The organism is Pseudomonas kitaguniensis, assembly GCF_009296165.1.
GTDB classification, from domain to species: Bacteria; Pseudomonadota; Gammaproteobacteria; order Pseudomonadales; family Pseudomonadaceae; genus Aquipseudomonas; species Aquipseudomonas kitaguniensis.
The window spans coordinates 1-23,447 of sequence record NZ_VUAZ01000006.1 but is presented as its reverse complement, the minus strand read 5'-3'; the positions used below and the strand labels follow the sequence as shown (position 1 = coordinate 23,447).

20 protein-coding genes and 3 pseudogenes are annotated in these 23,447 nt (G+C 60.4%); 10 read left to right on the top strand and 13 right to left on the bottom strand.

The window, feature by feature from the left end; genetic code table 11:
- Positions 1–11: 11 nt before the first annotated feature.
- Positions 12–488: pseudogene (locus F0169_RS28235) on the bottom strand (methyl-accepting chemotaxis protein); the annotation flags it as partial.
- Positions 489–599: 111 nt separating this feature from the next.
- A pseudogene (locus tag F0169_RS28230) lies at positions 600–1,367 on the bottom strand (PAS domain-containing protein); the annotation flags it as partial.
- A gap of 199 nt (positions 1,368–1,566) precedes the next feature.
- Between F0169_RS28230 and F0169_RS01385 the strand changes: the two are divergent.
- Together F0169_RS01385 and F0169_RS01380 are read left to right on the top strand one after the other, a co-directional pair.
- Positions 1,567–1,947, top strand: a complete 381-nt coding sequence (locus F0169_RS01385; protein WP_058411541.1) for a RidA family protein — start codon at positions 1,567–1,569, stop codon at positions 1,945–1,947.
- Between the two features lie 178 nt (positions 1,948–2,125).
- Positions 2,126–4,114 (top strand): peptidase U32 family protein, encoded by a 1,989-nt coding sequence (locus F0169_RS01380; protein WP_152745230.1) that lies wholly within the window; start codon positions 2,126–2,128, stop codon positions 4,112–4,114.
- Positions 4,115–4,148: 34 nt separating this feature from the next.
- On the opposite strand, the gene F0169_RS01375 is transcribed toward F0169_RS01380, so the two are convergent.
- The gene (locus F0169_RS01375; protein ID WP_152745229.1) at positions 4,149–5,051 is read right to left on the bottom strand and encodes a DMT family transporter; all 903 of its coding nucleotides are present in this window, start codon (positions 5,049–5,051) and stop codon (positions 4,149–4,151) included.
- A gap of 109 nt (positions 5,052–5,160) precedes the next feature.
- On the opposite strand from F0169_RS01375, the gene F0169_RS01370 reads away from it, so the two are divergent.
- Entirely contained in the window at positions 5,161–5,604 is a 444-nt protein-coding gene (locus F0169_RS01370; protein WP_152745228.1) for an Lrp/AsnC family transcriptional regulator, read from the top strand.
- Positions 5,605–5,775: 171 nt separating this feature from the next.
- Positions 5,776–7,404, top strand: coding sequence for a methyl-accepting chemotaxis protein (locus F0169_RS01365; RefSeq protein ID WP_172979294.1), 1,629 nt, complete (start codon positions 5,776–5,778; stop codon positions 7,402–7,404).
- Positions 7,405–7,465: 61 nt separating this feature from the next.
- On the opposite strand, the gene xylB is transcribed toward F0169_RS01365, so the two are convergent.
- The 5 genes from xylB to F0169_RS01340 are packed head-to-tail and all read right to left on the bottom strand — an operon-like array spanning position 7,466 to position 13,454.
- Positions 7,466–8,935 carry a xylulokinase gene (xylB, locus tag F0169_RS01360; protein WP_152745226.1) on the bottom strand — a complete coding sequence of 490 codons (1,470 nt, stop codon included), beginning with the start codon at positions 8,933–8,935 and terminating at the stop codon, positions 7,466–7,468.
- A gap of 15 nt (positions 8,936–8,950) precedes the next feature.
- Positions 8,951–9,943: a substrate-binding domain-containing protein gene (locus F0169_RS01355; protein ID WP_172979293.1), complete on the bottom strand. Its 993-nt coding sequence runs from the start codon at positions 9,941–9,943 to the stop codon at positions 8,951–8,953.
- Positions 9,944–9,969: 26 nt separating this feature from the next.
- Entirely contained in the window at positions 9,970–10,902 is a 933-nt protein-coding gene (locus F0169_RS01350) for an ABC transporter substrate-binding protein (RefSeq protein ID WP_152745224.1), read from the bottom strand.
- A gap of 34 nt (positions 10,903–10,936) precedes the next feature.
- Entirely contained in the window at positions 10,937–11,929 is a 993-nt protein-coding gene (locus F0169_RS01345; RefSeq protein ID WP_058411548.1) for an ABC transporter permease subunit, read from the bottom strand.
- Positions 11,922–13,454: a sugar ABC transporter ATP-binding protein gene (locus F0169_RS01340; RefSeq protein WP_058411549.1), complete on the bottom strand. Its 1,533-nt coding sequence runs from the start codon at positions 13,452–13,454 to the stop codon at positions 11,922–11,924. Before F0169_RS01340 ends, F0169_RS01345 begins: the two co-directional genes overlap by 8 nt.
- A 400-nt stretch (positions 13,455–13,854) precedes the next feature.
- Here F0169_RS01340 and F0169_RS01335 point away from each other — a divergent pair, with 400 nt between their 5' ends.
- The 3 genes from F0169_RS01335 to F0169_RS01325 are packed head-to-tail and all read left to right on the top strand — an operon-like array spanning position 13,855 to position 16,835.
- Positions 13,855–15,204 (top strand): sensor histidine kinase, encoded by a 1,350-nt coding sequence (locus F0169_RS01335; protein WP_058411550.1) that lies wholly within the window; start codon positions 13,855–13,857, stop codon positions 15,202–15,204.
- The gene (locus F0169_RS01330; protein WP_058411551.1) at positions 15,189–15,572 is read left to right on the top strand and encodes a response regulator; all 384 of its coding nucleotides are present in this window, start codon (positions 15,189–15,191) and stop codon (positions 15,570–15,572) included. The genes F0169_RS01335 and F0169_RS01330 overlap by 16 nt, the downstream gene beginning before the upstream one ends.
- 9 nt (positions 15,573–15,581) lie before the next feature.
- Positions 15,582–16,835 carry an EAL domain-containing response regulator gene (locus F0169_RS01325; RefSeq protein ID WP_152745223.1) on the top strand — a complete coding sequence of 418 codons (1,254 nt, stop codon included), beginning with the start codon at positions 15,582–15,584 and terminating at the stop codon, positions 16,833–16,835.
- Positions 16,836–16,993: 158 nt separating this feature from the next.
- Here the strand turns inward: F0169_RS01325 and F0169_RS01320 are convergent, their stop codons facing one another.
- Positions 16,994–17,746 carry a CDP-diacylglycerol diphosphatase gene (locus F0169_RS01320; protein WP_152745222.1) on the bottom strand — a complete coding sequence of 251 codons (753 nt, stop codon included), beginning with the start codon at positions 17,744–17,746 and terminating at the stop codon, positions 16,994–16,996.
- A gap of 238 nt (positions 17,747–17,984) precedes the next feature.
- Here F0169_RS01320 and F0169_RS01315 point away from each other — a divergent pair, with 238 nt between their 5' ends.
- Positions 17,985–19,337, top strand: coding sequence for a cation:proton antiporter (locus tag F0169_RS01315; protein WP_152745221.1), 1,353 nt, complete (start codon positions 17,985–17,987; stop codon positions 19,335–19,337).
- Here the strand turns inward: F0169_RS01315 and F0169_RS28020 are convergent.
- The 3 genes and pseudogenes from F0169_RS28020 to F0169_RS01305 form a co-directional block, all read right to left on the bottom strand.
- A complete protein-coding gene (locus tag F0169_RS28020; RefSeq protein ID WP_256586744.1) occupies positions 19,328–19,462 on the bottom strand; it encodes a hypothetical protein in 135 nt (44 codons plus the stop codon). The two genes, F0169_RS01315 and F0169_RS28020, sit on opposite strands and share 10 nt — an antisense overlap.
- 11 nt (positions 19,463–19,473) lie before the next feature.
- Positions 19,474–19,685, bottom strand: a pseudogene (locus F0169_RS27620) (hypothetical protein).
- 79 nt (positions 19,686–19,764) lie between these two features.
- The gene (locus F0169_RS01305) at positions 19,765–20,310 is read right to left on the bottom strand and encodes a hypothetical protein (RefSeq protein WP_058411556.1); all 546 of its coding nucleotides are present in this window, start codon (positions 20,308–20,310) and stop codon (positions 19,765–19,767) included.
- Between the two features lie 374 nt (positions 20,311–20,684).
- On the opposite strand from F0169_RS01305, the gene F0169_RS01300 reads away from it, so the two are divergent.
- Both F0169_RS01300 and F0169_RS01295 read left to right on the top strand, forming a co-directional pair.
- Positions 20,685–22,094 (top strand): circularly permuted type 2 ATP-grasp protein, encoded by a 1,410-nt coding sequence (locus F0169_RS01300; RefSeq protein WP_058411557.1) that lies wholly within the window; start codon positions 20,685–20,687, stop codon positions 22,092–22,094.
- Between the two features lie 2 nt (positions 22,095–22,096).
- A complete protein-coding gene (locus F0169_RS01295; protein ID WP_152745220.1) occupies positions 22,097–23,047 on the top strand; it encodes an alpha-E domain-containing protein in 951 nt (316 codons plus the stop codon).
- A gap of 132 nt (positions 23,048–23,179) precedes the next feature.
- On the opposite strand, the gene F0169_RS01290 is transcribed toward F0169_RS01295, so the two are convergent.
- A partial coding sequence (locus F0169_RS01290) for a group I truncated hemoglobin (RefSeq protein WP_172979275.1) occupies positions 23,180–23,447 on the bottom strand: 268 nt, incomplete at its 5' end.

The following is a 23,447-nucleotide window of genomic DNA, read 5'->3' as shown; positions in this document are numbered from 1 at the left end:
ATGGGCCGGCTCTACCCTACCCAGCCAACAGCGCTTTTGGGAATCACCTCCGACTCATCCAGTTTGGAGGCAAACATGCTCACCGCTTCGACGGCATCGCTGGTGCTGGTGCGGATTTGCAAGATCACCGAGCCCGCTTGGTCGGCCAGGCTGACGCCGCGCTGCGCGCCTTCCTGGGTGGCGTTCATGCTGGTCACGGCGTCACGGGTTTCCGAGAGGATCATGCCGATCATCTCGGCAATTTCTGCCGTAGAGCGGCTGGTGCGCCCGGCCAGTTGCCTGACCTCATCCGCCACCACCGCGAAACCACGGCCCTGATCACCTGCGCGTGCAGCCTCGATGGCGGCGTTTAGCGCGAGCAAGTTGGTTTGGTCGGCGATGCCGCGAATGGTGTTGACGATGGCGGTAATTTGCTCGGAGCGCTCGCCCAACTGGCCCACCAGCTTTGCCGAGGTGCCGATGTTATCGGCGATCCGGCGCATTTCACTGGCGGTGTCCTGGATCACCTGTGTGCCGTGCTCGGCGAACCGCTCGGTTTCGGAGGAAATATGGTACGCCCGAGAGGCACCGCGCGAATCTTCTTCGAACTTTTCGACGCGCTCGGTGATGTCGCTGGCGAACTTGACGATTTTCACCAGCTTGCCTTCACCGTCGTACACCGGGTTGTAACTGGCCTCCAGCCACGTGACCCGGCCATGCTTGCCGAGGCGTTTGAATTGCCCGGTAAAAAATTCACCGTTGTTCAAGCGTCGCCAAAAATCGGCGTACTCGCTGCTGTTGATCAAGCTGGGTTCGCAAAACAGACGATGGTGCTTGCCTTTGATTTCGGCCAACGCGTAACCCATCACCTGCAAAAAGTTCGGGTTGGCGTCCAATACCTGGCCGTTCAGGTCAAATTCGATCACCGCCATGGCGCGATCCAATGCCGTCAGTTTGCTGCGAGTGACGGCTTCCTGTTCGACCTTGTCGGTCACGTCCAACGCGTACTTGACCACTTTCATGGCTTGCCCGCGCTCATCCAGCACCGGGTTGTAGCTGGCCTCCAACCACACCGTGCGGCCGCTGCTGTGCACACGTTTGAACGTGCCGGAAGCAAACTTCCCGGCTTTGAGTTCGCGCCAGAACTCGGTATACGCAGGGCTGTTGGTCAGCGCCGGCAAGCAAAAGTCACGGTGCGACTTGCTGGCCAATTGATCGGCGGTGTAACCCATCGTCCTCATAAAGTTATCGTTGGCGCGTAACACCTTGCCGTTAAGGTCAAATTCGACCACGGCCATGGAGCGCTCGAGTGCAGCAATCAGTCCTTTGTACTCGGTAACGTCGGCCCTCCTGGCCGCCAGTTCTGTTTTGAGTTTTTTGTTGAACATGACGTCGCCTCTGCCGTGCGGAAAATCCAGGTGTTCCAGTTGGCTATCGACCGGTAAAGAGGCGACTTGATGGGTAAAAAATAATTATTAATTGACGTCAAATATTCGCTGGCTACCCGGCGTTGCAACCCCGCAAACGTAAGGTTGTACGCGGCGTCTGTGGTTAAATTGGCACTCTTTTTTCCGCCAGGAACACAACATGGCCAACCACGACCTGAGCTACACCCCCGACCCCGATGCCGACTCGATTTCCTCCGACGTTATTGGCTTCAACGGGATTCTGGTGTCTACCCAGATCCCGACCCGCGCCGATGGCAGCCTGGAGCTTGGCGATATAACGCTGCAAAGCGAATGCACCCTGCAAGCCCTGAAGGTTGCGCTGGAAAAAGCCGGCAGCTCGATGGACCGCGTGATGCACCTGACCATCTACCTCACCGACATGGCCGACCGCGCTGCGTTTAACGCGGTCTACAAACGCTATTTCGCCACGCCATGGCCGGTTCGCGCCGCGGTAGGCGTCGCCGCCCTGGCCGTTGACGGCATGCGCGTGGAAGTCACCGCGATGGCCGCCAAGGCCTGAATTGTGGGAGCGGGCTTGCTCGCGATAGCATCAACCCGGTATGCCTGCTGTATCGAGTTGCCTGCATCGCGAGCAAGCCCGCTCCCACAAAAGCGTGCTGACGCTGGCAGTCTCGCTAAAGCTCGCCAGCTGCCACATAATGCGCACCTCAACCGTGACAAGCCTGACTAAAAAAACTATGTCCTTGCCCAAGCATCACCTGGAATTGCTCAGCCCTGCCCGCGATGTCGCCATCGCGCGCGAGGCTATCTTGCATGGCGCCGACGCCATCTACATCGGCGGCCCAAGCTTCGGCGCGCGCCACAATGCGTGTAACGAGGTGAGCGATATTGCTCAACTGGTCGAATTCGCCCGGCGTTACCACGCCCGCGTCTTCACCACCATCAACACCATCCTGCATGACAATGAGCTGGAACCCGCGCGCAAGCTGATCCATCAGCTGTATGACGCTGGCGTTGATGCGTTGATCGTGCAGGACTTGGGCGTGATGGAGCTGGATATTCCGCCGATTGAGCTGCACGCAAGTACCCAGACCGACATCCGCACCCTCGGCCGCGCGAAGTTTCTCGACCAGGCCGGTTTCTCGCAGTTGGTATTGGCCCGCGAGCTGAACCTGCAGGAAATTCGCGCGATTGCCGACGAAACCGACGCCGCCATCGAGTTCTTTATTCACGGCGCCTTGTGCGTGGCGTTCTCCGGGCAGTGCAATATCTCGCACGCGCAGAATGGCCGCAGCGCCAACCGTGGCGACTGCTCGCAGGCGTGCCGCCTGCCGTACACCTTGAAAGATGACCAAGGCCGCGTGGTCGCCTTTGAAAAACACTTGCTGTCGATGAAAGACAACAACCAGAGCGCCAACCTGCGCGCGCTGGTGGATGCCGGTGTGCGATCGTTCAAGATCGAAGGCCGCTACAAAGACATGGGCTATGTGAAGAACATCACCGCCTATTACCGCCAGCGCCTCGACGAAATCCTCGAAGACCGCCCAGACCTGGCCCGTGCGTCCAGCGGGCGTACCGCGCACTTCTTCCTGCCCGACCCGGAAAAAACCTTCCACCGTGGCAGCACTGACTACTTTGTCAGTGACCGCAAGATCGATATTGGCGCCTTCGATACCCCGACCTTCACCGGCCTGCCGGTCGGCGTGGTAGAAAAAGCCGGCAAACGCGACCTGCAAGTGGTCACCCATGAGCCGCTGTCCAACGGCGACGGCCTGAATGTGCTGGTAAAACGCGAAGTGGTGGGTTTTCGCGCCAACATCGCCGAGCCTAAAGGCGAGTTCGAAGAAGACGGCGAAAAGCGTTACCGCTACCGCGTCGAACCGAATGAGATGCCGGCCGGCCTGCATCAGTTGCGCCCCAACCACCCGCTGAACCGCAACCTCGACCATAACTGGCAGCAAGCCCTGCAGAAAACCTCGGCCGAGCGCCGTATTGGCTTGTCGTGGGCCGCTCGCTTGCGCGAAGACCAGTTGCACGTGACCGCCACCAGCGAAGAAGGCATCAGCGCCAGCGTTACCCTGCCCGGCCCGTTCGGCGTGGCGAACAAGCCGGAACAGGCGCTGGACACCTTGCGCGATCTGCTCGGCCAGCTCGGCACCACCGAGTACCACGCCACCGCTGTCGAGCTGGATGCACCGCAGGCGTTCTTCATCCCCAATTCGCAGCTCAAGGCATTGCGCCGCGAAGTGATCGAAGCACTCACCGCTGCACGCATCGCCGCTCACCCGCGCGGTGGGCGCAAGGCCGAGACTTCGCCGCCGCCGGTGTACCCCGAAGCGCACCTGTCGTTCCTGGCCAACGTCTACAACCAGAAGGCGCGCGAGTTTTACCATCGTCACGGCGTGAAGCTGATCGACGCCGCCTTCGAAGCCCACGAAGAAACCGGCGAAGTGCCGGTGATGATCACCAAGCACTGCCTGCGTTTCTCGTTCAACCTGTGCCCAAAACAGGCGAAGGGCGTGACCGGCGTGAAAACCAAAGTGGCGCCGATGCAGTTGATTCATGGCGACGAAGTGCTGACCTTGAAGTTCGACTGCAAGCCGTGCGAGATGCATGTGGTGGGCAAGATCAAGGGGCACATCCTTGGGTTGCCGCAACCGGGCAGCGTGGTGGGGCACATCAGCCCGGATGATCTGCTCAAGACCATCAGCCGCGCACCGCACTGACTGAAAAGCGGGCCTGCTATGGCGAGCTCGCTGATCACAGAGGCCTGCTGGCCACAGCAGGCCTGCGTGGCAGCGTCCAGCCCCGCTGCAACCCCGCAGCCGCCAACAGAATCGCCGCCACCCCCAGCCATTGCAGCCAGCCCAGGCGATGGCCGAAGGCAATCCAATCGACAAAAATAGCCGCAACCGGGTAGATAAACGACAGCGCTCCAGTAATCGCGGTGGGCAGCTTTTGGATCGCACCGTACAGCAATACATACATCAAGCCGGTGTGTACCACGCCCAGCGTGATCAGCGCCGCCCAGCTATTTGAGGCTGTGGGCAAACTGTTCCAGGGCACTAACGGCGCCAGCAACACCGCGCCGGTGACCACCTGGATCAACGCCATCAAGTGCGGCGGCACGTCCTTCAGGCGCTTGATGATCAGCGCTGCAATCGCATACAAAAATGCCGCGCCCAGCGCCAGCAACACGCCGGCCAGATAATCAGCCGCGCCACTTTGCTGCTCGCCGTGGGCGGTGACAATCGCCAACATGCCCAAGAACGCAACGCCCAGCCATGTGAGTTTTTGCAGCGTGATCTTTTCACCGAGAAACACCGCCGCCAGCATCACCAACATAAACGGTTGCACGTTGTACACCGCGGTACTAATGGCAATCGACGCGCGCGAATAGGATTCAAACAACAGCAGCCAATTACCCACGATGGCCACGCCGCTGAGCATCGCCAAGGCGAATTGGGTCGAGGTGATCAGGTCGAGCCGCAAGTAACCCAGCAACGCACACACCCACAACAACGTCAGCGCGCCAATCACGCAGCGCCAGAACACCACTTCGATCACCGACACACCCGACACCAGCACGAACCAGCCAATGGTGCCTGAGATCAGCATAGCGGCGACCATCTCCCACGAACCTCGACGAACTGCTTTGTGCATAATTGATGCTCCTCGGATGAGGCACAATTATGGCAATCTGGCGGTCGACCGCTCCAGCGACTAAACAAGGCAAAACCGTTGTTTGACCTTTTCTTATTAGGCACAAAGCATGATTGACACCATCGACCAGCAGCTGATCTCGGCCCTGATGCAAGACTCGCGCTTGTCGCTCAAGGCCTTGGCGGGCATCACGGGGCTGTCATCGCCCAGCGTCGGCGAACGCTTGCGCCGCCTTGAAGAGCGCGGCGTGCTGACGCACTACACCGTCGACATCGACCCCACGCATTTCGGCTACTTGCTGCAAGCGATCGTGCGCATTCGGCCTTTGCCGGGCAAGTTGCAGGAAGTAGAGCGCCAGATCCAGGCGATCCCCGAGTTCACCGAGTGCGACAAGGTCACGGGTGAGGACTGTTTTATCGCGCGCCTGCACGTGCGCACGATGGACCACCTCGACACCCTGCTCGACCGCCTTAACGCGTATGCAGAAACCAACACTGCCATTGTCAAGAAAACCCCGGTCAAACGCCGACTGCCGCCGCTGACGGAGGCATGATGTAAGGCGATAGGGAATGCGAGGGCTGCCGGGGCAGCAAAATTGGCGCTGTTACATTCTGTAATATTTTAAATGCCACTAAAAAGCCATTAACCGCTCACCTCCGACGAGCGGTACTTAAGGCAATTATGGGTGCGACGAAATAGAGATAACCACAAAAAGAGGCTCTCTATCATGTTACGTAAACTAAACCTTGCCCCGCGCTCTGCCCTGTTCTTCGGGTTTTTCTGCCTGATGATTATTGCGCAGGGGCTGATTGCCCTCAAACAGGCCTCAATCTTAAACACTGCTGAAAAATTCGTCGAAACCAACGTCGTGCCGAGCATTGCCCTGCTGGGCCAGGTTGACAAGGAATTCACTAACATACGCGGCCTAAACTCACGGCTGCGCAACCCTATCGAGCCAGCCATTCGCAAAACGCAAGCGCTGGTGGACCTCAACAAAGCCCGGGCAAACATCCTCGATCTGCTATCGACGTTGCAACCACTGATCGTAACGCCTGCTGGCAAACAGTTTTTTGCTGAGCTGTCGGAGCGCTATGCCAGTTATCAGCAAGTACAGGAGCAATACCTGGCGCTGATCGCAGCCAACAGCCTGGATGACGCGGTTAAATTATCCAGCGAGGCGATGAAGCAATCGGCTGACACCGTAGAAGGCTCCATCAAACAGATGATTGAGCTGAACAACAACAAGGCTAAAAAGGCTGGCGATGACGCCACGCGCAGCTACGAACAGTCCACACTGATCGTGACTGCGTTTATCTTGATCGGCACATTGGCGGCAATTGTGCTTGCGCTGCTGTATACCCGCAGCGTTACCCGCCCGCTCAGCCAGTCGCTCGCCATCGCTGAGCGCATTGCCAAAAACGACCTCAGCGAAGTCATCGAGGTGCAAGGGCGCGACGAAGTTGCCAGGCTCATGCTGGCGCTGAAAGCCATGCAAAACGGTTTGCGCAATACGCTTTCCTCGATCGCCGATTCGTCTAATCAGTTGGCGTCGACGTCTGAAGAAATGCATGCCGTCACCGAGGACGCGAACAAAGGCATGCAGCGCCAGAATAACGAGGTCGAGATGGCAGCCACCGCCGTCACCGAGATGAGCGCAGCGGTAGAAGAAGTGGCGAGAAACGCCGCCGCCGCCTCGCAAGCTGCCAACCGCTCCAATAGCGCAGCGCTTGCGGGGCGTGCCCGCGTGGATGAAACCGTGCAGGCAATCAGCTTGATGGTCGGCAACGTTGAAGCCGCTTCCCGGGAAGTGCAAGGGCTTGAGGTGATGGCGACCGACATCAGCAAGGTGCTGGACGTGATCAGGGCCATCGCCGAGCAAACCAATTTGCTCGCGCTGAATGCCGCCATTGAAGCCGCGCGTGCCGGTGAAGCCGGTCGAGGTTTCGCAGTGGTGGCCGATGAAGTCAGAGCGCTGGCGCACCGCACGCAGCAGTCAACCAGCGAGATCGAGCAGATGATCAGCTCGATTCAAAAAGGCACTGGCGCGGCGGTGTCGGCAATGACCCACACCAATGCCCAGGCTCAGCGAACGCTGGATACGGCTCAAGGCGCGGGCGCCGCGTTGGTCGAAATAACCGAATCGATCGACAATATCACCGAGCGCAATGTGTTGATTGCGACCGCGTCGGAAGAGCAGGCCCAGGTGGCCAGGGAAGTGGATCGCAGCCTGGTCAGCATCCGTGACCTGTCAAGCCAGACGGCGCAGGGGTCTAGTCAAACGGCGATTGCAACGTCGGAACTGAGCAACCTCGCGCTCGACTTGAACCGGTTGCTGAAGCAGTTTCAGATGTAACAACACGCCCACTTCGCCAAGGAACCAGGGGCGCCTGCCCCTATTCACACACCCTGAATGGTCAGTCTTGCAGCGCTTTGGCCGCGCTCAGCAACCCCTGAAACTTGCGATAACGCGCCGCCAGCACCGGCTGTTGTCGCAGGTCTGGCAGGTAACGCGTCTTGACCGGCATACCGGTTTCCAGCAGTTGCGCGCCCTGCCCGATCGCCATAAACCCCAGCTTCGCCGCGCCGATACACGCGCTAAGCTCACTGCCGTGCAAGGTGAAAACCTCTCGCTGCAGGATATTTGCCAGCAATTGCGCCCAATACTCGCTGCGTGCCCCGCCGCCGACCAGCGCACAGGCACCGACGTTGGCACCTGCCGTTTGCACCGCGTTTAAAGCATCCAGCAAGCCAAAACTCACGCCTTCCATCACCGCATAACCGAGCATTGCCGGGGTGCAGTCGTGGCCCAGGTTCATAAACCCACCGCGCAGCAACGGGTCGTTATGCGGCGTGCGTTCACCGGCGAGGTAAGGCAGAAACAGCGGCGTGTTCAGCGGCACCGGCGCACCCATTGGCAACTGCGCCTGCACATGGACCAACAAGGTTTGCTCATCCGGCGTGCCGGTCAATTGCGTGACCCAGCGCAAGCAACTGGCGCCGGCCAACAGCGCGCCCATGGTGTACCAGCGGTTTGGCAGCGCGTGGCAGAAGCTGTGCACGGCGCTGGCGGGGTTGCCTGCGGCATGGTCGGTGATCGCGACAATCGCCGCGCTGGTGCCGAGGGTAATCAACGCATCACCGGCGTTGATCGCGCCGATACCGACGGCCGCCACCGGGTTGTCGCCGCCGCCGCCGGCGATCACCACGCCAGGCGCCAAGCCCAATTGCGCCGCCATCGCCGCCGTGACACAGGCACTCACTTCGCCGCCTTCGACCAGCCGTGGCATCTGCGCCGGCACAAGGCCTGTGGCGTGCAACATCGGGGCAAACCATTGACGCTGCGCCACATCCAGCCACAGCGTGCCGGCGGCGTCCGACATCTCGCTGATGCGTTCACCGCTCAAGCGCAAACGCAGGTAATCCTTGGGCGACAACACGCAGTCAATCGCCTCGAATACCTCAGGCGCATGCTGTTGCAGCCAGAGCAGTTTGGGCGCCGTGAGCCCGGCCATCGGCAAGCTGCCGGTGACCTCGGCAAAGCCTGGCCCGAGCTGTTCGGCGCAGCCAGCCGCGCGCGAATCATCCCAGAGAATCGCCGGGTACAGCACGCGGTCATCCGCGCCGAGCAGCACCGCGCCGTGCATTTGCCCCGACAGGCCGATGCACGCCACGCGCGCAAACGCTGGGTGCGCGCGCAACTCATCAAGTGCCTGCAAACAGGCCTGCCACCACGCTTCGGGCGCCTGTTCAGACCAGCCGCTGTGACGCCGGGAGACGCTCAAACGCACACCGGCGTGCGCCAGCACGGCGCCGCTGGCGTCCATCAGGATCGCCTTGAGTTCTGAGGTGCCGAGGTCGATGCCAAGAGAAACGGGACTGTTCATACGCGGTTATTCCAATCAGCTGCAGCCACATGAATTTCGATACTGCACGCTGGGCGCCAGGCGCACACGTTGAACGGGAGCGTCGGGCGACGCCATGCGTTGCAGCAACAGTTGCACCGCGCGCGCGCCGAGTTGCTTGACCGGCTGGGCGATCAAAGTCAGGCGCGGCACGAAAAAATCCGCCCAGTCAAAATCGTCAAAACCGACCAATGCCATGTCCCCCGGCACATCCAGATGTGCGTCACGCAGCGCATGCATAGCGCCGAGGGTCATCATGTTGTTGCCCGCCATGATCGCCGTCGGCGGTTCGCTCAAGGCCAGCAACTGCTCAGTGGCCGCGCGCGCCGGTTGGCTGTTGGAACCGCCGTTGACCAGCAGTTGCGGGTCAAACGCCAGCCCCGCCGCCTGCAACGCCTGCCGATAACCCGCTACGCGCTCATCGGTCGTGCCCAACCCCGCGCGCCCGGCAATAAAGCCGATACGCCGGTGCCCGTGTTCAACCAGGTGCGTGACCAGGGCGTGGGTGGACGCGGTGTTCTCCACCCCAACCTGATCAAACGGCGCGTCCAGCATGCGGTCTACCAGCACCCCCGGAATCTGGTTGGCCTGCAAATACGCCAACGCGATGGAACCGGCTGCCGGTGCCAGTAAAATCCCGTCAACACGCCGATGATGCAGGGCGGTGATTACGCGAAGTTCTTGCGCCGGGTCGTCGTGGGTATCGACAAACAGCATCATGAAGCCGTGCCGGGCGCACTCGGTTTCAATCGCGTGCACGGTTTCACTGAAGTAGTGGTTGGACAGCGACGAGATCGCCACACCGATCGTATTGGTGCTCGACCGCGCCAACGAGCGCGCCAGCGTATTGGGCACATACCCCAACTGCGCAATGGCTTGCTGCACGGCCAGCACCGTCGCCGGGCTGACCTTGCGGGTGCCATTCAACACGTGGGACACGGTCGACGTGGACACGCCCGCCCTGCTTGCCACGTCATCCATGGTCACCACCACGCGCCCCTCTTTACGTCAATCAATCAATGCTTGCTCGACCAGCCGCTGTAGTTGCCGATGGTGTCGCGGGTAATCAGTTTTGGCGTGAGCAGGGTCACCGCTTCGGCCGGGGCCTTGTCGTTGAGGAGGTCATTGCCGACATTCACCGCAGTTTGCGCCATGGCCCACGGGTCCTGGCTGGCAGACGCCTGAATCTGCGTGTCGGTTTTCAGTGCGTTCTCGATGTCTGGCGCACCGTCCACCGAGGTGATGATGATGCCACTGCGCTTAAGCTGCTTGGCCGCCAGGTCGCTGCCGATGGCTTGCGGGTCGTTGATCGCAAACAAGCCGTCGATTTTCGGGAAGCGTGTCAGGTAACCCTGCATCACGTTCAAGCCGCCTTCGCGCGAGCCTTTGCCGTCCTGGTCATCGGACAGCACCTTGATCTCCGGCGCAGTGGCCAGCGCCGCTTTGCAGCCTTTGACACGGTCAGTCACCGCAGTGACTTGCGGGCCGTTCTGGATGATTACGTTGCCCTTGCCCGAGAGCTTGTCCACCAGGTACTGGCAAGCCAGCTTGCCGGCTTCGACGTTGTCGGTTTGCACGGTCGCGTTGACGCCTTTGGCGTCCACATCCACGGCCACCACGACGATACCGGCGTCCCGCGCTTTTTTGATCGCCGAGGCCATCGCCGACGGGTCGACGGCGTTGATCAGGATCAAATCGACCTTGGACGAGATGAAGTTGTCGATCTGCGAAAATTGTTTACTCAGGTCATAGTCCGCCGACACCGACGTCACCTTGACGTTGGGGTTCAGCTCTTTGGCGCGCGCCGTGGCGCCGTCGGCCAACGTCACGAAATAAGGGTTGCCGAGCGAACCCATGCTGATGCCCACGGCTTTAAGTTCGCGGGCCTCTGCGCTTTGGGCGACCAAGGCAGCCAGGGCAATAACGGGAAACAGGCGTTTGAAGTTCATGTGGGTCTCTCTTGTGATTGTTGTTTTAGTGAAATCAGGTGCGGGCGCCGGACTGGCGATAGCGATCCAGCGCCACCGCGCCGATGATCACAATGCCCTTGATGATGTACTGCCAGATGTCCGAAACCCCCAGCAGCACCAGGCCGTTGGTGAGCACAGCGATAATCAGCGCGCCGATCAGCGTGCCGCCAATGGTGCCGACGCCGCCGGTAAAACTGGTGCCGCCGAGGATCACCGCGGCAATCGCGTCCAGCTCGTACGATTGGCCGAGTTGCAGGCCGTTGGCGGCGAACAGGCGTGAGGCGCTCATCACCGCACCGAGCCCGGCCAGGGCGCCGGACATGGCGTAGACGAACAGCAGCACCTTCCACACCTTGATCCCCGACAGCCGCGCCGCCTCCGGGTTGCCGCCCACCGAGTAAATCTGCACGCCCATGACCGTGCGCCGCAGGATGAACCATGACAGTGCCACCACCGCCACGGCGATCACCACCAGCCATGGCACGCCGAGGATCGAGTCATTGCCGATAAAGGCGAACGGCAGGTCGGGGTTGAACACGGTTTTGTCATCCGCCAGCAATCGCGCGAGGCCACGCATGGCGGTCAGCGCGCCGAGCGTCACGATAAACGGCGGCAGGCGCATGAACGCGATCAGCCCGCCGTTGACCAGCCCCAGCAACAGGCCGAAGCCGATCCCGGCGGCGATTCCGAACATGCCGAACTGCGGCGACATTGAGGCCTGCAACGCGACCACGGCGGACGCGGCGAGAATCGCGCCGACCGACAGGTCAATGCCCGCCGTGAGGATCACAAAGGTCATGCCCGCCGCGAGTACCACGTTGACCGAGGCCTGTTGGGTGATGATCGAGAGGTTTTGCACGGTCAAAAAGTTTTCACTGGCCAGCGCAAACCCCACCAGTAACAGCACCAGCACCGGCAACATGCCGACCGTGCGCATCAACTCGCGGATACGCTCAGCTTTGCCAATCGGCGCAACAGTCAGCGTGTTGTTGTTTGAATCAGCCATGGGCAGCCACCTGATCGCCACCGGTGGCGAGGTCAATAATACGTTCTTGGGAAATTACCTGGCCGGAGGCGCCGCCGACTTCGGCCACCAACTGGCCTTCGCGCATGATCAGCACACGGTCGCAGGTGCCGATGATTTCCGGCAGCTCGCTGGAGATCACCACGATGCCGACACCCGCCAGCGCCAGTTGATTGATGATGCGATAAATCTCGGACTTGGAGCCGATGTCGACGCCACGCGTCGGTTCGTCGAGGATCAGCACATGCGGCTTGACCTCCAGCAGCCGCGCCAACAGCACTTTTTGTTGATTGCCGCCGGACAACGCGCCGACATTGACCTTGCCCGACGCCACCCGAATCGACAGCGACTTGATCGCGTCATCCGAACGTTGCGCAGCATGGCCGCGATCCAGCACACCACCGGCGTGCGCATCCGGCACGCACGCGCACACATTGATGTTGTCAGCCACGCTCATGTCGAGGAACAGGCCCTGGGCCTTACGGTCTTCGGTGAGGTAGACCACGCCTGCGCGAATCGCATCGGCCGGAGTGCGCAGTTGCGTCACGTGTTTGCCGACCACTTCAAGGGTGCCCGAGGTGCGCGGGTCGGCGGCAAAGATCAGCCGCGCCAGCTCCGTGCGCCCTGCCCCAACCAGCCCGGCGATGCCCAACACCTCGCCCACGTGCAGGTCGAAGCTGCAGTTGCGCACGCGTTTGCCATCGGCCATGTCGCGCACGCGCATCACCACGTTGCCGGGGTTATAGGCGGCGTGTTCCTTCTTGTAGAAACCGGAAAGGTCGCGGCCTACCATCATTTTTACCAACACCTCGGCCGACAGCGCATCGCGCGTCAGTTCGCCGATGTATTGGCCGTCGCGCAGCACTGAAACGCGGTCCGACAACTCATAGATCTCGGCCATGCGGTGGCTGATATAGATAATCGCCAAGCCCTGGCTGCGCAGTTGTTTGATCAGGGCAAACAGGCGGTCGGTCTCACGCGATGACAGCGGCGTGGTGGGCTCGTCCATCACCAGGATTCGGGCGTGGGCATGCAGGGCGCGGGCGATTTCGACCAACTGGCGCTCGGCAATCGACAGGCTGCTGACCGCTGTGCCGGGTTTGAACTCGGCGCCCAGGCGTTGCAGCACTTCCACGCAACCGGCTTGCATGCCCTTGCGGTCGATGGTCCAGCCACGCCGCAGTTCGCGGCCCAGGTAGATGTTTTCAGCGACGCTCAGGTTCGGGCACAGGCTGAGTTCCTGATAGATCACGGCAATGCCGAGGGTTTTCGCGGTGGCGGGGTCGAAGCTGGCGACGGGCTGGCCGTCAATGCGGATTTCGCCGCCGGGGTCGGCCTGGTAAGCGCCGGAAAGGATTTTCATCAGGGTCGATTTGCCGGCGCCGTTCTCCCCCATCAAGGCGTGGATTTCGCCGGGGTAGACCTTCAGGCCGACATTTTTGAGCACGCGCAAACCGTTGAAGGTTTTGCTGATGCCCTGCATCTCAAGCAAGGGTTCGAGGCTCATCATGAGCTCCTGGAATTATTATTTTTGTAGTCGAGTGCTGCCGACTCTAAGGCAGATACATTTCGTTACGCAAGCGCTTGCGTGTGCCGTTTATCGTTTGATTAAACGTTTCACCCCTCACGCAAATGCAAAATATGCCTGTTTCACAGGCTTTTTGCCGAGCTTGGCGCTCTGATGCCTTGATCGTATGGTCAAACAGCGTACCGTCCTGACGAAACATATCCATTTGAGTGCTTTTGGGGTGTTAATCGGCACGTTGAGCCTTCAAAACGCCATGATCTCTGCTATTGTCAAAGAATCTCATCTCCTCCTCGTCGCCTTTGTGCGATCTTCTGTGAGTATGCTCTGCGCCATCGCATGTTGATGATGGCGGGCCTGTAGTTCACGGAACGCTACCGCGATGGATAAAAGCCCCACCGATCAACCACCCGAACCGCAATCGCGGGCCGAAAAAATCGTCGAGTTCAAACGGCAGAAGACCCTGCTGAAGACCGGCGCACTGCAAGACGCGATCTTCAACAGCGCGTATTTTTCCAGCATCGCCACCGACGAAAAAGGCGTGATCCAGATCTTTAATGTCGGCGCCGAACGTATGCTCGGGTATGCCGCTGAAGACGTACTGAACCGCATCACCCCCGCCGATATTTCCGACCCCGCCGAACTGATTACCCGCGCCGCCGCCCTCAGCCTGGAGCTCGACACACCGATTACCCCAGGCTTTGAAGCCCTGGTGTTCAAGGCCTCGCGCGGCATCGAAGACATTTACGAACTGACCTATATTCGCAAGGATGGCAGCCGCCTGTCGGCCATGGTCTCGGTGACCGCGTTGCGCAACCGCCACGACACAATCATTGGCTACCTGCTGATCGGCACCGACAACACCGCGCGCAAGCAGGAAGAAGCCGAGCGCAAAGGGTTTGAACGCGCACTCGAAGAAAAGAACCTGGAGTTGGAGCACGCCAACCGCATGAAGTCCGAGTTCCTCGCCACCATGTCCCACGAGTTGCGTACGCCGCTGAACGCGGTGATTGGCTTCTCCGAGGCGTTGAAGGATGGCTTGGTCGGCGACATGAGCGAGGTGCAGCGCGAATACATCGGCGACATCTTCACCAGCGGCCAGCACTTGCTGTCGCTGATCAACGATATTCTCGACCTGTCCAAGGTTGAAGCCGGGATGATGGACCTGGAGCTGGAGGCCGTGGAGCTCGCCGGGTTGCTGGCCAACAGCTTGTTGATTGTGCGCGAAAAAGCCGCGCTGCAGCGTATCCAGTTGAAGCTCGACAGCGAGCGCGATTTCGGCACCCTCGAACTGGACCTGCGCAAGACCAAACAAATCATCTATAACCTGCTGGCCAATGCGGTGAAGTTCAGTGAACACGGGAGTAGCGTGACCCTGGCGGTGCGTGAAGTCAGCCGCGAACAGGTCGGCAAAACACCCGGCGACTGGCCCGCCCACGGCTTCGCGCTGAAGCCCAGCGCACACACGCAGTTTCTGGAGCTGAGTGTCAGCGACACCGGCATCGGCATCGCCGAAGACGACATGAGCAAGCTGTTCAAAGCGTTCAGCCAGATCGACAGCAGCCTGGCGCGTAAATTTGAAGGCACAGGCCTTGGCTTGGCAATGGTCAAGCAACTGACCGATCTACACGGCGGCAGCGTTGCAGTGGCCAGCCGCGCAGGTTTGGGCACTCGCTTTGTGGTGTGGCTGCCGCTGCACCGTGCACCGGAGGCTGTATGGCCGAAATCCTGATCGTCGAAGACAACCAGGCAAACATGCGCCTGGCGCGCCTGTTGCTGGAGAATGCGGGCCACACGGTGCTATGGGCCGCAGATGCCGAAACCGGCCTGACCCTGGCTCGCGAGCAACAACCGGCACTGATCCTGATGGATATTCAATTGCCCGGGATGGACGGCCTGGCCGCCACCCAACTGCTCAAGCAAGACCCGAACACCGCGCATATCCCGGTGATCGCCCTGACCGCCATGGCCATGAAGGAAGACCGCGAAAAGACCCGACTGGCCGGGTGCGATGCCTACATCATCAAGCCGCTGCGCTACAAAGAGTTGTATCAGGTCATTGATACCCTGCTGCAAAAGAATATCAGCCCCCTTATATGAGTCGTCTCCATGGCCAGCCCTCCCGCCACACTGTTGATCGTTGATGACGAACCACAGGTTCGCAAGCTGTTGGAAACCCTCCTGCAACACGAGGGCTACCTGACCCTGACGGCGAGCAGCGGCGAGGAGGCGCTGTTATTGGTGGCGCAAACGCCGCCTGACCTGATCCTGCTGGACATTATGATGCCGGGCATGGACGGCTACGAAGTCGCCAGCCAATTAAAGAACGACGAAGCCACCGCCAACATTCCGATCATTATGCTGTCGGCCCTCAGCGACCCGAGCGCGCGCGTCAGCGGGCTCGAAAGCGGCGCCGAGGAATTCATCAGCAAACCGGTGGAGCGCGTCGAGTTGTGGCTGCGGGTGCGCAACCTGCTGCGACTTAAAGCACGCGGCGATCAGTTTAAAAGCCATAGCCTGATGCTGGAGCAACAACTGCACCTAAAAACCGGCGAAATGGCCAGCATGAATGTGCATGACCTGGCCCGCCAGGAGCTGGAAGCGGATTTGCGAAAGGCGGTTGAACTGGGCAATTTCAGCGTGCATTACCAGCCCAAAATTGAACTGGCGGGCGGCCGCATATGCGCCCTCGAAGCATTGTTGCGTTGGGAGCGGCCGGGCTACGGCGCCGTGTCGCCGGCGATATTCGTGCCGATACTGGAGAGCCTCGGGTTGATCGTGAAGGTGGGGCGCTGGGTCATCGACAGCGTGTGCCAACAGATTGCCGAGTGGCAGAGCGGCGCGATCGGCGCAGTCGAAGTGTCGGTCAACGTCTCCGGCCATCAGTTGATCGAGGGCGACCTGATCGCCGATATTGCCTGCATCCTCGCGCGAACCGGGGTCGCGGCGCATTGGCTGGAGGTTGAACTGACCGAAAGCTCACTGATGGAAAACACCCAGCACACCATCGCCAGCCTGGAGCGACTGCGGGACATGGGCGTGAAGATTTCCATCGATGATTTCGGCACCGGCTATTCGAGCCTGGCGTATCTGCGGCGCTTTCCGATTGATACGTTGAAGGTCGACATCGCGTTTATCCGCGAGGTGACGACCAACCCGCAGGACGCGGCGATTACGCGCACCATCATTGAATTGGCGCACAGCCTGAACCTGCGCGTAGTGGCCGAGGGCGTGGAGACACAGGCGCAATTGGCGTTCTTGAAGGATGCGGGGTGCGACCAGATTCAGGGGTATCTGTTTAGCCGGCCATTGCCGCCAGCGACGCTGGAGCGATTGCTGCTGGAGCGACTGGTGGAGGATTGAACCCAACTGCTATCAACGGTGGGAGCGGCCTGTGGGAGAGGTCTGTGGGAGCGGGCTTGCTCGCGATGCAGGCACCTCGGTACATCAGGTACACCGAGTTGATGCTATCGCGAGCAAGCCCGCTCCCACAATAAAAGCCCTGCTATTAAAGACCGCGCTCAGCGCAGCCACAAACCGCAGTGATAGTCCTGTAACTCCGCAGGCGAGCCCAGGTTCAGCTCGGTCAGCGACACCTGCGTGGTCAACAACACCACGCTGCCGTCAACGCGCGAGGCCATCAGCAAACCGTACTGGCTCATAGCGTCACTGCGACTCTCAACATAGTCACGCAACAGCGCCAACGGGTCGACGCCCTCTGCCTGCGCCGCCGACAGCGTGCGGCCGCTATAGGTATGCCCCATTAGCTGAACAGGCAGCACCCGCCACTGCTCATCAAGCCCGTTACGCGGCTGATTAATGGCGGCGAACACTTCCGCGCGCAAACACGCAATGTGCACATGCAACTGATTCTGCGAGCGCCCATAACGCGAATTGATCGCCACCGCCACATACTGATCCGGCACCGGCCTTGCCAACCCGCTGGACAACACGTCGCGGTGGCGCCAAGCCTGAGCAACGTAATGCGGCAGCAACCCACGGCCAAGAGCCGGGTCTTCGATGCCGGTGATTTTGTCGGCAGCAATCAGCAAGACATGCAGTGGCCCCTGGCGGTCCTTGAGCAGTACGTAGCCGCGGTCCAGATCCACCGCCAGGCACGGGTCGGGTTTTTGCTGCTGTTGCTGATTGGGCACACACTGCCGGCTGACGATATGCCACAAGGCATCCGGGTTGCCGCGCCACGTCCAAAACCCGACTAAAACCGCGGCCAACAGCAACACACCAGCGATCTTGAACACGGTACTGCGCTTCATGCAAAAAACCTCAACGTACGGGGATGTCAGTTATTTTTGTCGCAGACATCCCTGTCGTGGGGTTAACGCCTGGCGGCGGCGCCCCCCTGCGGCCCGATCAGATTGTTTATCGCGCTCGCCAGAATACACTCGAAATATGTCAGTTCATCGCGCGGCAAGCGCTTGAACCAATCACATTGAACCTGCGCCCGGCCACAGTCCTCCAAGCTGGATAGATCACGGCCGCGGTGCATGTTCGATGACGTTTATTTTATGGTTGGCCGTATTGGGCGCCGTGTTACTGACACTCGCCCTCACCTCCTCCTATTTGCGCTGGATGCCGGTGACCACCTCGGCGGTGTGCCTGTTGCTGGGCGTGGCAATCGGGCCACTCGGGGTGGACCTGTTGCAGCTGGACATCAAAGGCTCCGCACGCTGGATGGAGCACCTTACCGAAGTGGCGGTGCTGTTTTCGCTGTTCGTCAGCGGGCTGAAACTGCGGCTGCCGCTCGCGCATCGCACGTGGCGCATCGCGTTTGGCATGGCCGGGCCGGTGATGCTGCTGACCATCCTCGGCGTGTGCCTGGCGCTGCATTATCTGTTCGAGTTGTCTTGGGGCGTGTCGCTGCTGGTCGGGGCGATTCTGGCGCCGACGGACCCGGTGTTGGCGGGGCTGGTTCAAGTCAACAATGCGCAGGACTACGACGCGCTGCGCTTTGGCTTGTCCGGTGAGGCCGGCTTGAACGACGGCACGGCGTTCCCCTTTGTGATTTTCGCGCTGTTGTTCATGCAGCACGGCGGGTTTGACGGTGACTGGTTCGGCGGTTGGGTGCTGAAGAATTTGCTGTGGGCCGTGCCGGCGGGCTTGTTGATCGGCTATTGGATGGGCCGCGGCATCGGGCGCGTGGCCTTGTGGATGCGCATCACCAACGCGGACAGCACCTTGTCGCCCAACGATTACCTGACCCTGGCGCTGATTGCCCTGGCGTATGTCGCGGCGGAGGCCGTGGGCGGTTATGGGTTTCTGTCGGTGTTCGCCGCAGGGTTGGGCTTGCGCCAAGCGGAGTTCCGGTCCACTGGCAACGCTGAAACGCCGTCGGAGCATTTGGCGCTGCCAGTGGTGGGCCATCTGGAAGTGCCGCCGGAGCGAGCACTGAAAGGTGATGTGAGTGAACTCGCGGACACGCAGATCGCCGCGGGTGTGATGATGGGCGACATGCTTTCGTTCGGCAGCCTGGTGGAGCGCTCGATGGAGGTGTTCCTGGTCACGCTGCTGGGGATTGTGCTGGTCAGCCACTGGGACTGGCGCGCGTTGCCGGTGGCCGCGCTGCTGTTTTGCGTGATACGACCGGTCAGCGTGCTGGCGATGCCTTGGCGCAGCCTGATCGACTGGCGACAACGTGGCTTGATGGGCTGGTTCGGGATTCGCGGCATCGGCAGCATTTACTACCTGTTCTACGCGCTCAACCACGGGCTGATCGGCACCAGCAGTGCGGTGGCGGTGAACCTTACGATTTCGGTGATCGCCTTGAGCATCGTCGTTCATGGCCTCAGTACCCAGCCGATGCTGGTGTGGTATGAACGACGTGCCCAGGTGAAAAATCAGTCCTGATTCTCGCTGTTGCCTACGTCTGCCGCTTCGTCCAGATCGTTGAGCGGCACTTCTGCATCATCCATCAACGAGCCCGGGTCTTCGTTGCCCGGATCGTTGAGTTCGTCGTCGAGTTCTTTGGACATGAGCGTCTCCTCTACCCGCCTTGGGTATCAATATCGGCATCGGTTTCAGGCTTGGCCTCAGGCTCGGGCTTGAAGTCTGGACTGTAGTCGTTTTCGCGGGCTTTGGGGTCGCTGGCGGGTGTTGGGTCTTTGGGCGCATCGGCGGCAGTGCCGGGCGCGGCTCACCGCCATCGATGGCCGGGTCATTGCGGTTGCTGACTTGCGGATCGTTGTTTGTGGTCATGGGTCACCTCTTCGCAGGCTCGGAAAACACCGCCTGCGTAACTATAAGGGTGCGCGTGAGGCCATGAAGTTCCAACGATTTATGAGCCGGGGTTGTCCACCTGGATATAGAACGCATAGGCGCCGAGCACCACCCAGAACACCATGAAGATCCACGGCGTGCGCACCGAGAACAACAGGGACTTGCGGTAACCCTTGTGCGAGGACTCTACCTCGGAAAACAGCGGCGACTCGTCATAGGCCATGCCCATCAACGGCTCGCTGCGCAGCAACTCGCTCTGCTTGAAGTGCCAATGGTCAATGATGTCATAGGCCGCACGGATGCCCGGCCAGGCATTCAGTGAGCTGAGCACCCCCAGTGCCGCGAGAAATACCGGCACCACCACGGTGAACAATTTGCCCCATTCCGGGTTGAGGTTGCCCATGCCCGAGACGAAGGCAATGACCAGAAACGACTGCGCGGTCAGGTAGGCGTCGGTGCGGTTGGCCAAAATGGTGGTTTCGTACTGGATTTCACGGCGATAGAAGTCGAGCCGGTCCTTGGGCGAACCGAAGATCTTGGCGTTGTGCTCGCTGTGGTCGTCCAAAGCCGACTCAGGCGTGCTGGGGGAAATAATTCTGGGCACAGCCGTGCTCCATGCAGGTACTGGACTCGTTAGAAGAACCGGCTGTGCAAGAAGTTCAAGTTGTTCGCGCACCCTTTTGGGTCATTTTGAACAATGACCCATTGTGGCGAGCGAGCTGTCAGGTAGAGCGGGCTCGCCACAATAGCCCGCTTGCCACCCAATCCGCGCGCCCAAGCGCGTTTCGGCACACGCATTGCTTAATCCATTCATCTGCCCGGTTACAGGAGCAATCGTTACCCGCCGACCCAGAGCCGACTCCATAAGAAAGTAAGGACCAGGCCCAGTGGCACGATCAGCCACGGGCTCATAAAAAAATGCGTTTTTTAAAGCGGCAGTGCCACCTGCGCAACCCTCGGCACTGACAAGGTACTGGAATGGCTCGATCTTTCTTTGATGAAATGAATGACGCAGATGGCGTTTGCCGTGCGCACTATCAGGATTTCTCCCGGTGGCTGGCGAATACGCCGCCGGAACTGCTGGCCCAGCGACGCCGCGAAGCCGATTTGCTGTTCCACCGCGCGGGGATCACTTTTACCCTCTACGGCGACGAGCAAGACACCGAACGCCTGATCCCCTTCGACATCATCCCGCGCAGTATTCCCGCCAGTGAATGGAGCGTGATCGAACGCGGCTGTATCCAGCGCGTCAACGCGCTGAACATGTTCCTCGCGGACATTTACCACGACCAGCGCATCATCAAGGCTGGCATCATTCCTGCCGATCAGGTGCTGGGCAACGAGGGTTACCAAAAGGCGATGGTCGGGCTGGACCTGCATCGCGGCATCTATTCGCATATTTCCGGGGTCGACCTGGTGCGCGATGGCGATGGCACCTATTACGTGCTCGAAGACAACCTGCGCACGCCCAGTGGCGTGAGCTACATGCTCGAAGACCGCAAGATGATGATGCGCCTGTTCCCGGAAGTGTTCGCCAAACAGCGCATCGCGCCGGTCGACCACTACCCCAACCTGCTGCTCAGCACCTTGAAAAGCGCCAGCCGCCTCGACAACCCGAATGTGGTGGTGCTGACGCCCGGACGCTTCAACAGCGCGTTCTTTGAGCATGCGTTTCTCGCCCGCGAAATGGGCGTGGAACTGGTCGAAGGCGCCGACCTGTTCGTGCACGAACTCAAGGTGTTCATGCGCACCACCGACGGCCCCAAGGCGGTGGACGTGATTTACCGGCGAATCGACGACGCGTTCCTCGACCCGCAGGCGTTCAACCCTGAATCGATGCTCGGCGTGCCGGGGCTGGTGGCCGCCTATTGCGCTGGCAATGTGGTGTTGGCGAATGCCATCGGCACCGGCGTGGCCGATGACAAATCGATCTACCCGTATGTGCCCGAAATGATCCGCTTCTACCTGGATGAAGAACCTGTGCTGCAAAACGTGCCGACCTTCCAATGCCGCAAGCCCGATGAACTGTCGCATGTACTCGCGCATTTGCCGGAACTGGTGGTCAAGGAAACTCAGGGCTCCGGCGGCTACGGCATGCTGGTGGGACCGGCTTCAAGCGCCGCCGAAATCGAGGACTTCCGCCAGCGCATCAAGGCACGCCCGCACGCGTATATCGCCCAACCGACCTTGTGCCTGTCCACCTGCCCTACGTTTGTCGAAAACGGCATCGCGCCACGGCATATCGACCTGCGGCCATTTGTGCTCTCGGGCAAGGAAACCCGTCTGGTGCCCGGCGGCCTGACCCGCGTGGCACTGAAGGAAGGCTCGTTGATCGTCAACTCGTCGCAAGGCGGCGGAACCAAGGACACCTGGGTGGTGGAGGGCTGAGTATGTTGAGTAGAACCGCCGCAGATCTGTACTGGATGTCGCGTTACCTTGAGCGGGCCGAAAACCTCGCGCGCATGCTCGAAGTCAGCTATTCGCTGTCGTTGATGCCGCAGGCCGGGCGCAGCGATGGCCTCGACGAATTGGCGATGTCGTTGCTCAGCAGCGGTACGCTGGACAACTACCTGGAGCGGCACCAGCAACTGGACGCCGAGCGCATGTTGCACTTCTTCGCCCTTGACGAAGAAAACCCCGCAAGCATTTACAACTGCCTGCGCGCCGCCCGAGGCAACGCGCACGCGGTACGCGGGCGAATCACCGCCGACATGTGGGAAAACCTCAACGCCACCTGGCTGGAAATGCGCAGCATCGCCGCCGGCGGCCTGGCGCGCCATGGCATCAGCCACTTCTGTGACTGGGTCAAGCAGCGCTCGCACCTGTTCCGCGGCGCTACCTCCGGCACCATCATGCGTAATGACGCTTACCGGTTTATTCGCCTGGGCACATTTGTTGAGCGGGCGGACAACACCTTGCGCCTGCTGGATGCGCGCTATGAGATGTTTGGCGAGGAGTCGGAAGAAGTCAGCGACCTGTCGGCGCGGGGGTATTACCAGTGGAGCGCCCTGCTCCGGGCGTTGTCGTCTTTTGAGGCGTATACCCAGTTGTACCCGAACGCGCTGAACGCCCGCTCGGTGTCGGAGTTGCTGCTGTTGCGCAGCGACGTGCCGCGTTCGTTGCATGCGTGCATTGAGGCGTTGAGTCATATCCTGGCAGACTTGCCGGGCAGTTATGGGCGCACGGCGCAGCGCCTCGCGGCCGAGTTTGAGGCGCGCCTGCGGTACACCGGGATTGATGAGATTCTTGAGGACGGGTTGCACAGCCGTTTGACTGACTTTATCGACACCGTGCGCGAGCTGGCACGGGCGATTCACAGCTCGTACCTGGAAGTGGTCTGAACCTGTGGGAGCGGGCTTGCTCGCGATGGCCTCAACTGGGTATGCCTGATGGTCCGAGGTGCCTGCATCGCGAGCAAGCCCGCTCCCACATTTTTGAATGCAGTCTGCTTGGGGATTGAAGCCACACTGGGATCAGTGTTCGATCACTTCACCGCGCAGCGCCGCCAGCCGCGCTATTAACCGATTCTGCACGGGCACTGCGATACCTTCGCTGTCCATCGCCTTGATCAAGTCCTCCACCAGCGCATTAAAATCACTGCGACTGACCTTCTGGCCCTTATGCACCTCAGCCATACCGTCTCCGGTATAGGTACATGGCCCGCCCGCCTCTACACAGAACTTCTCGATCAACTTGTTACGCAAACGCTGTATATCGACCCGGCGAAAGTGCTCAACAATG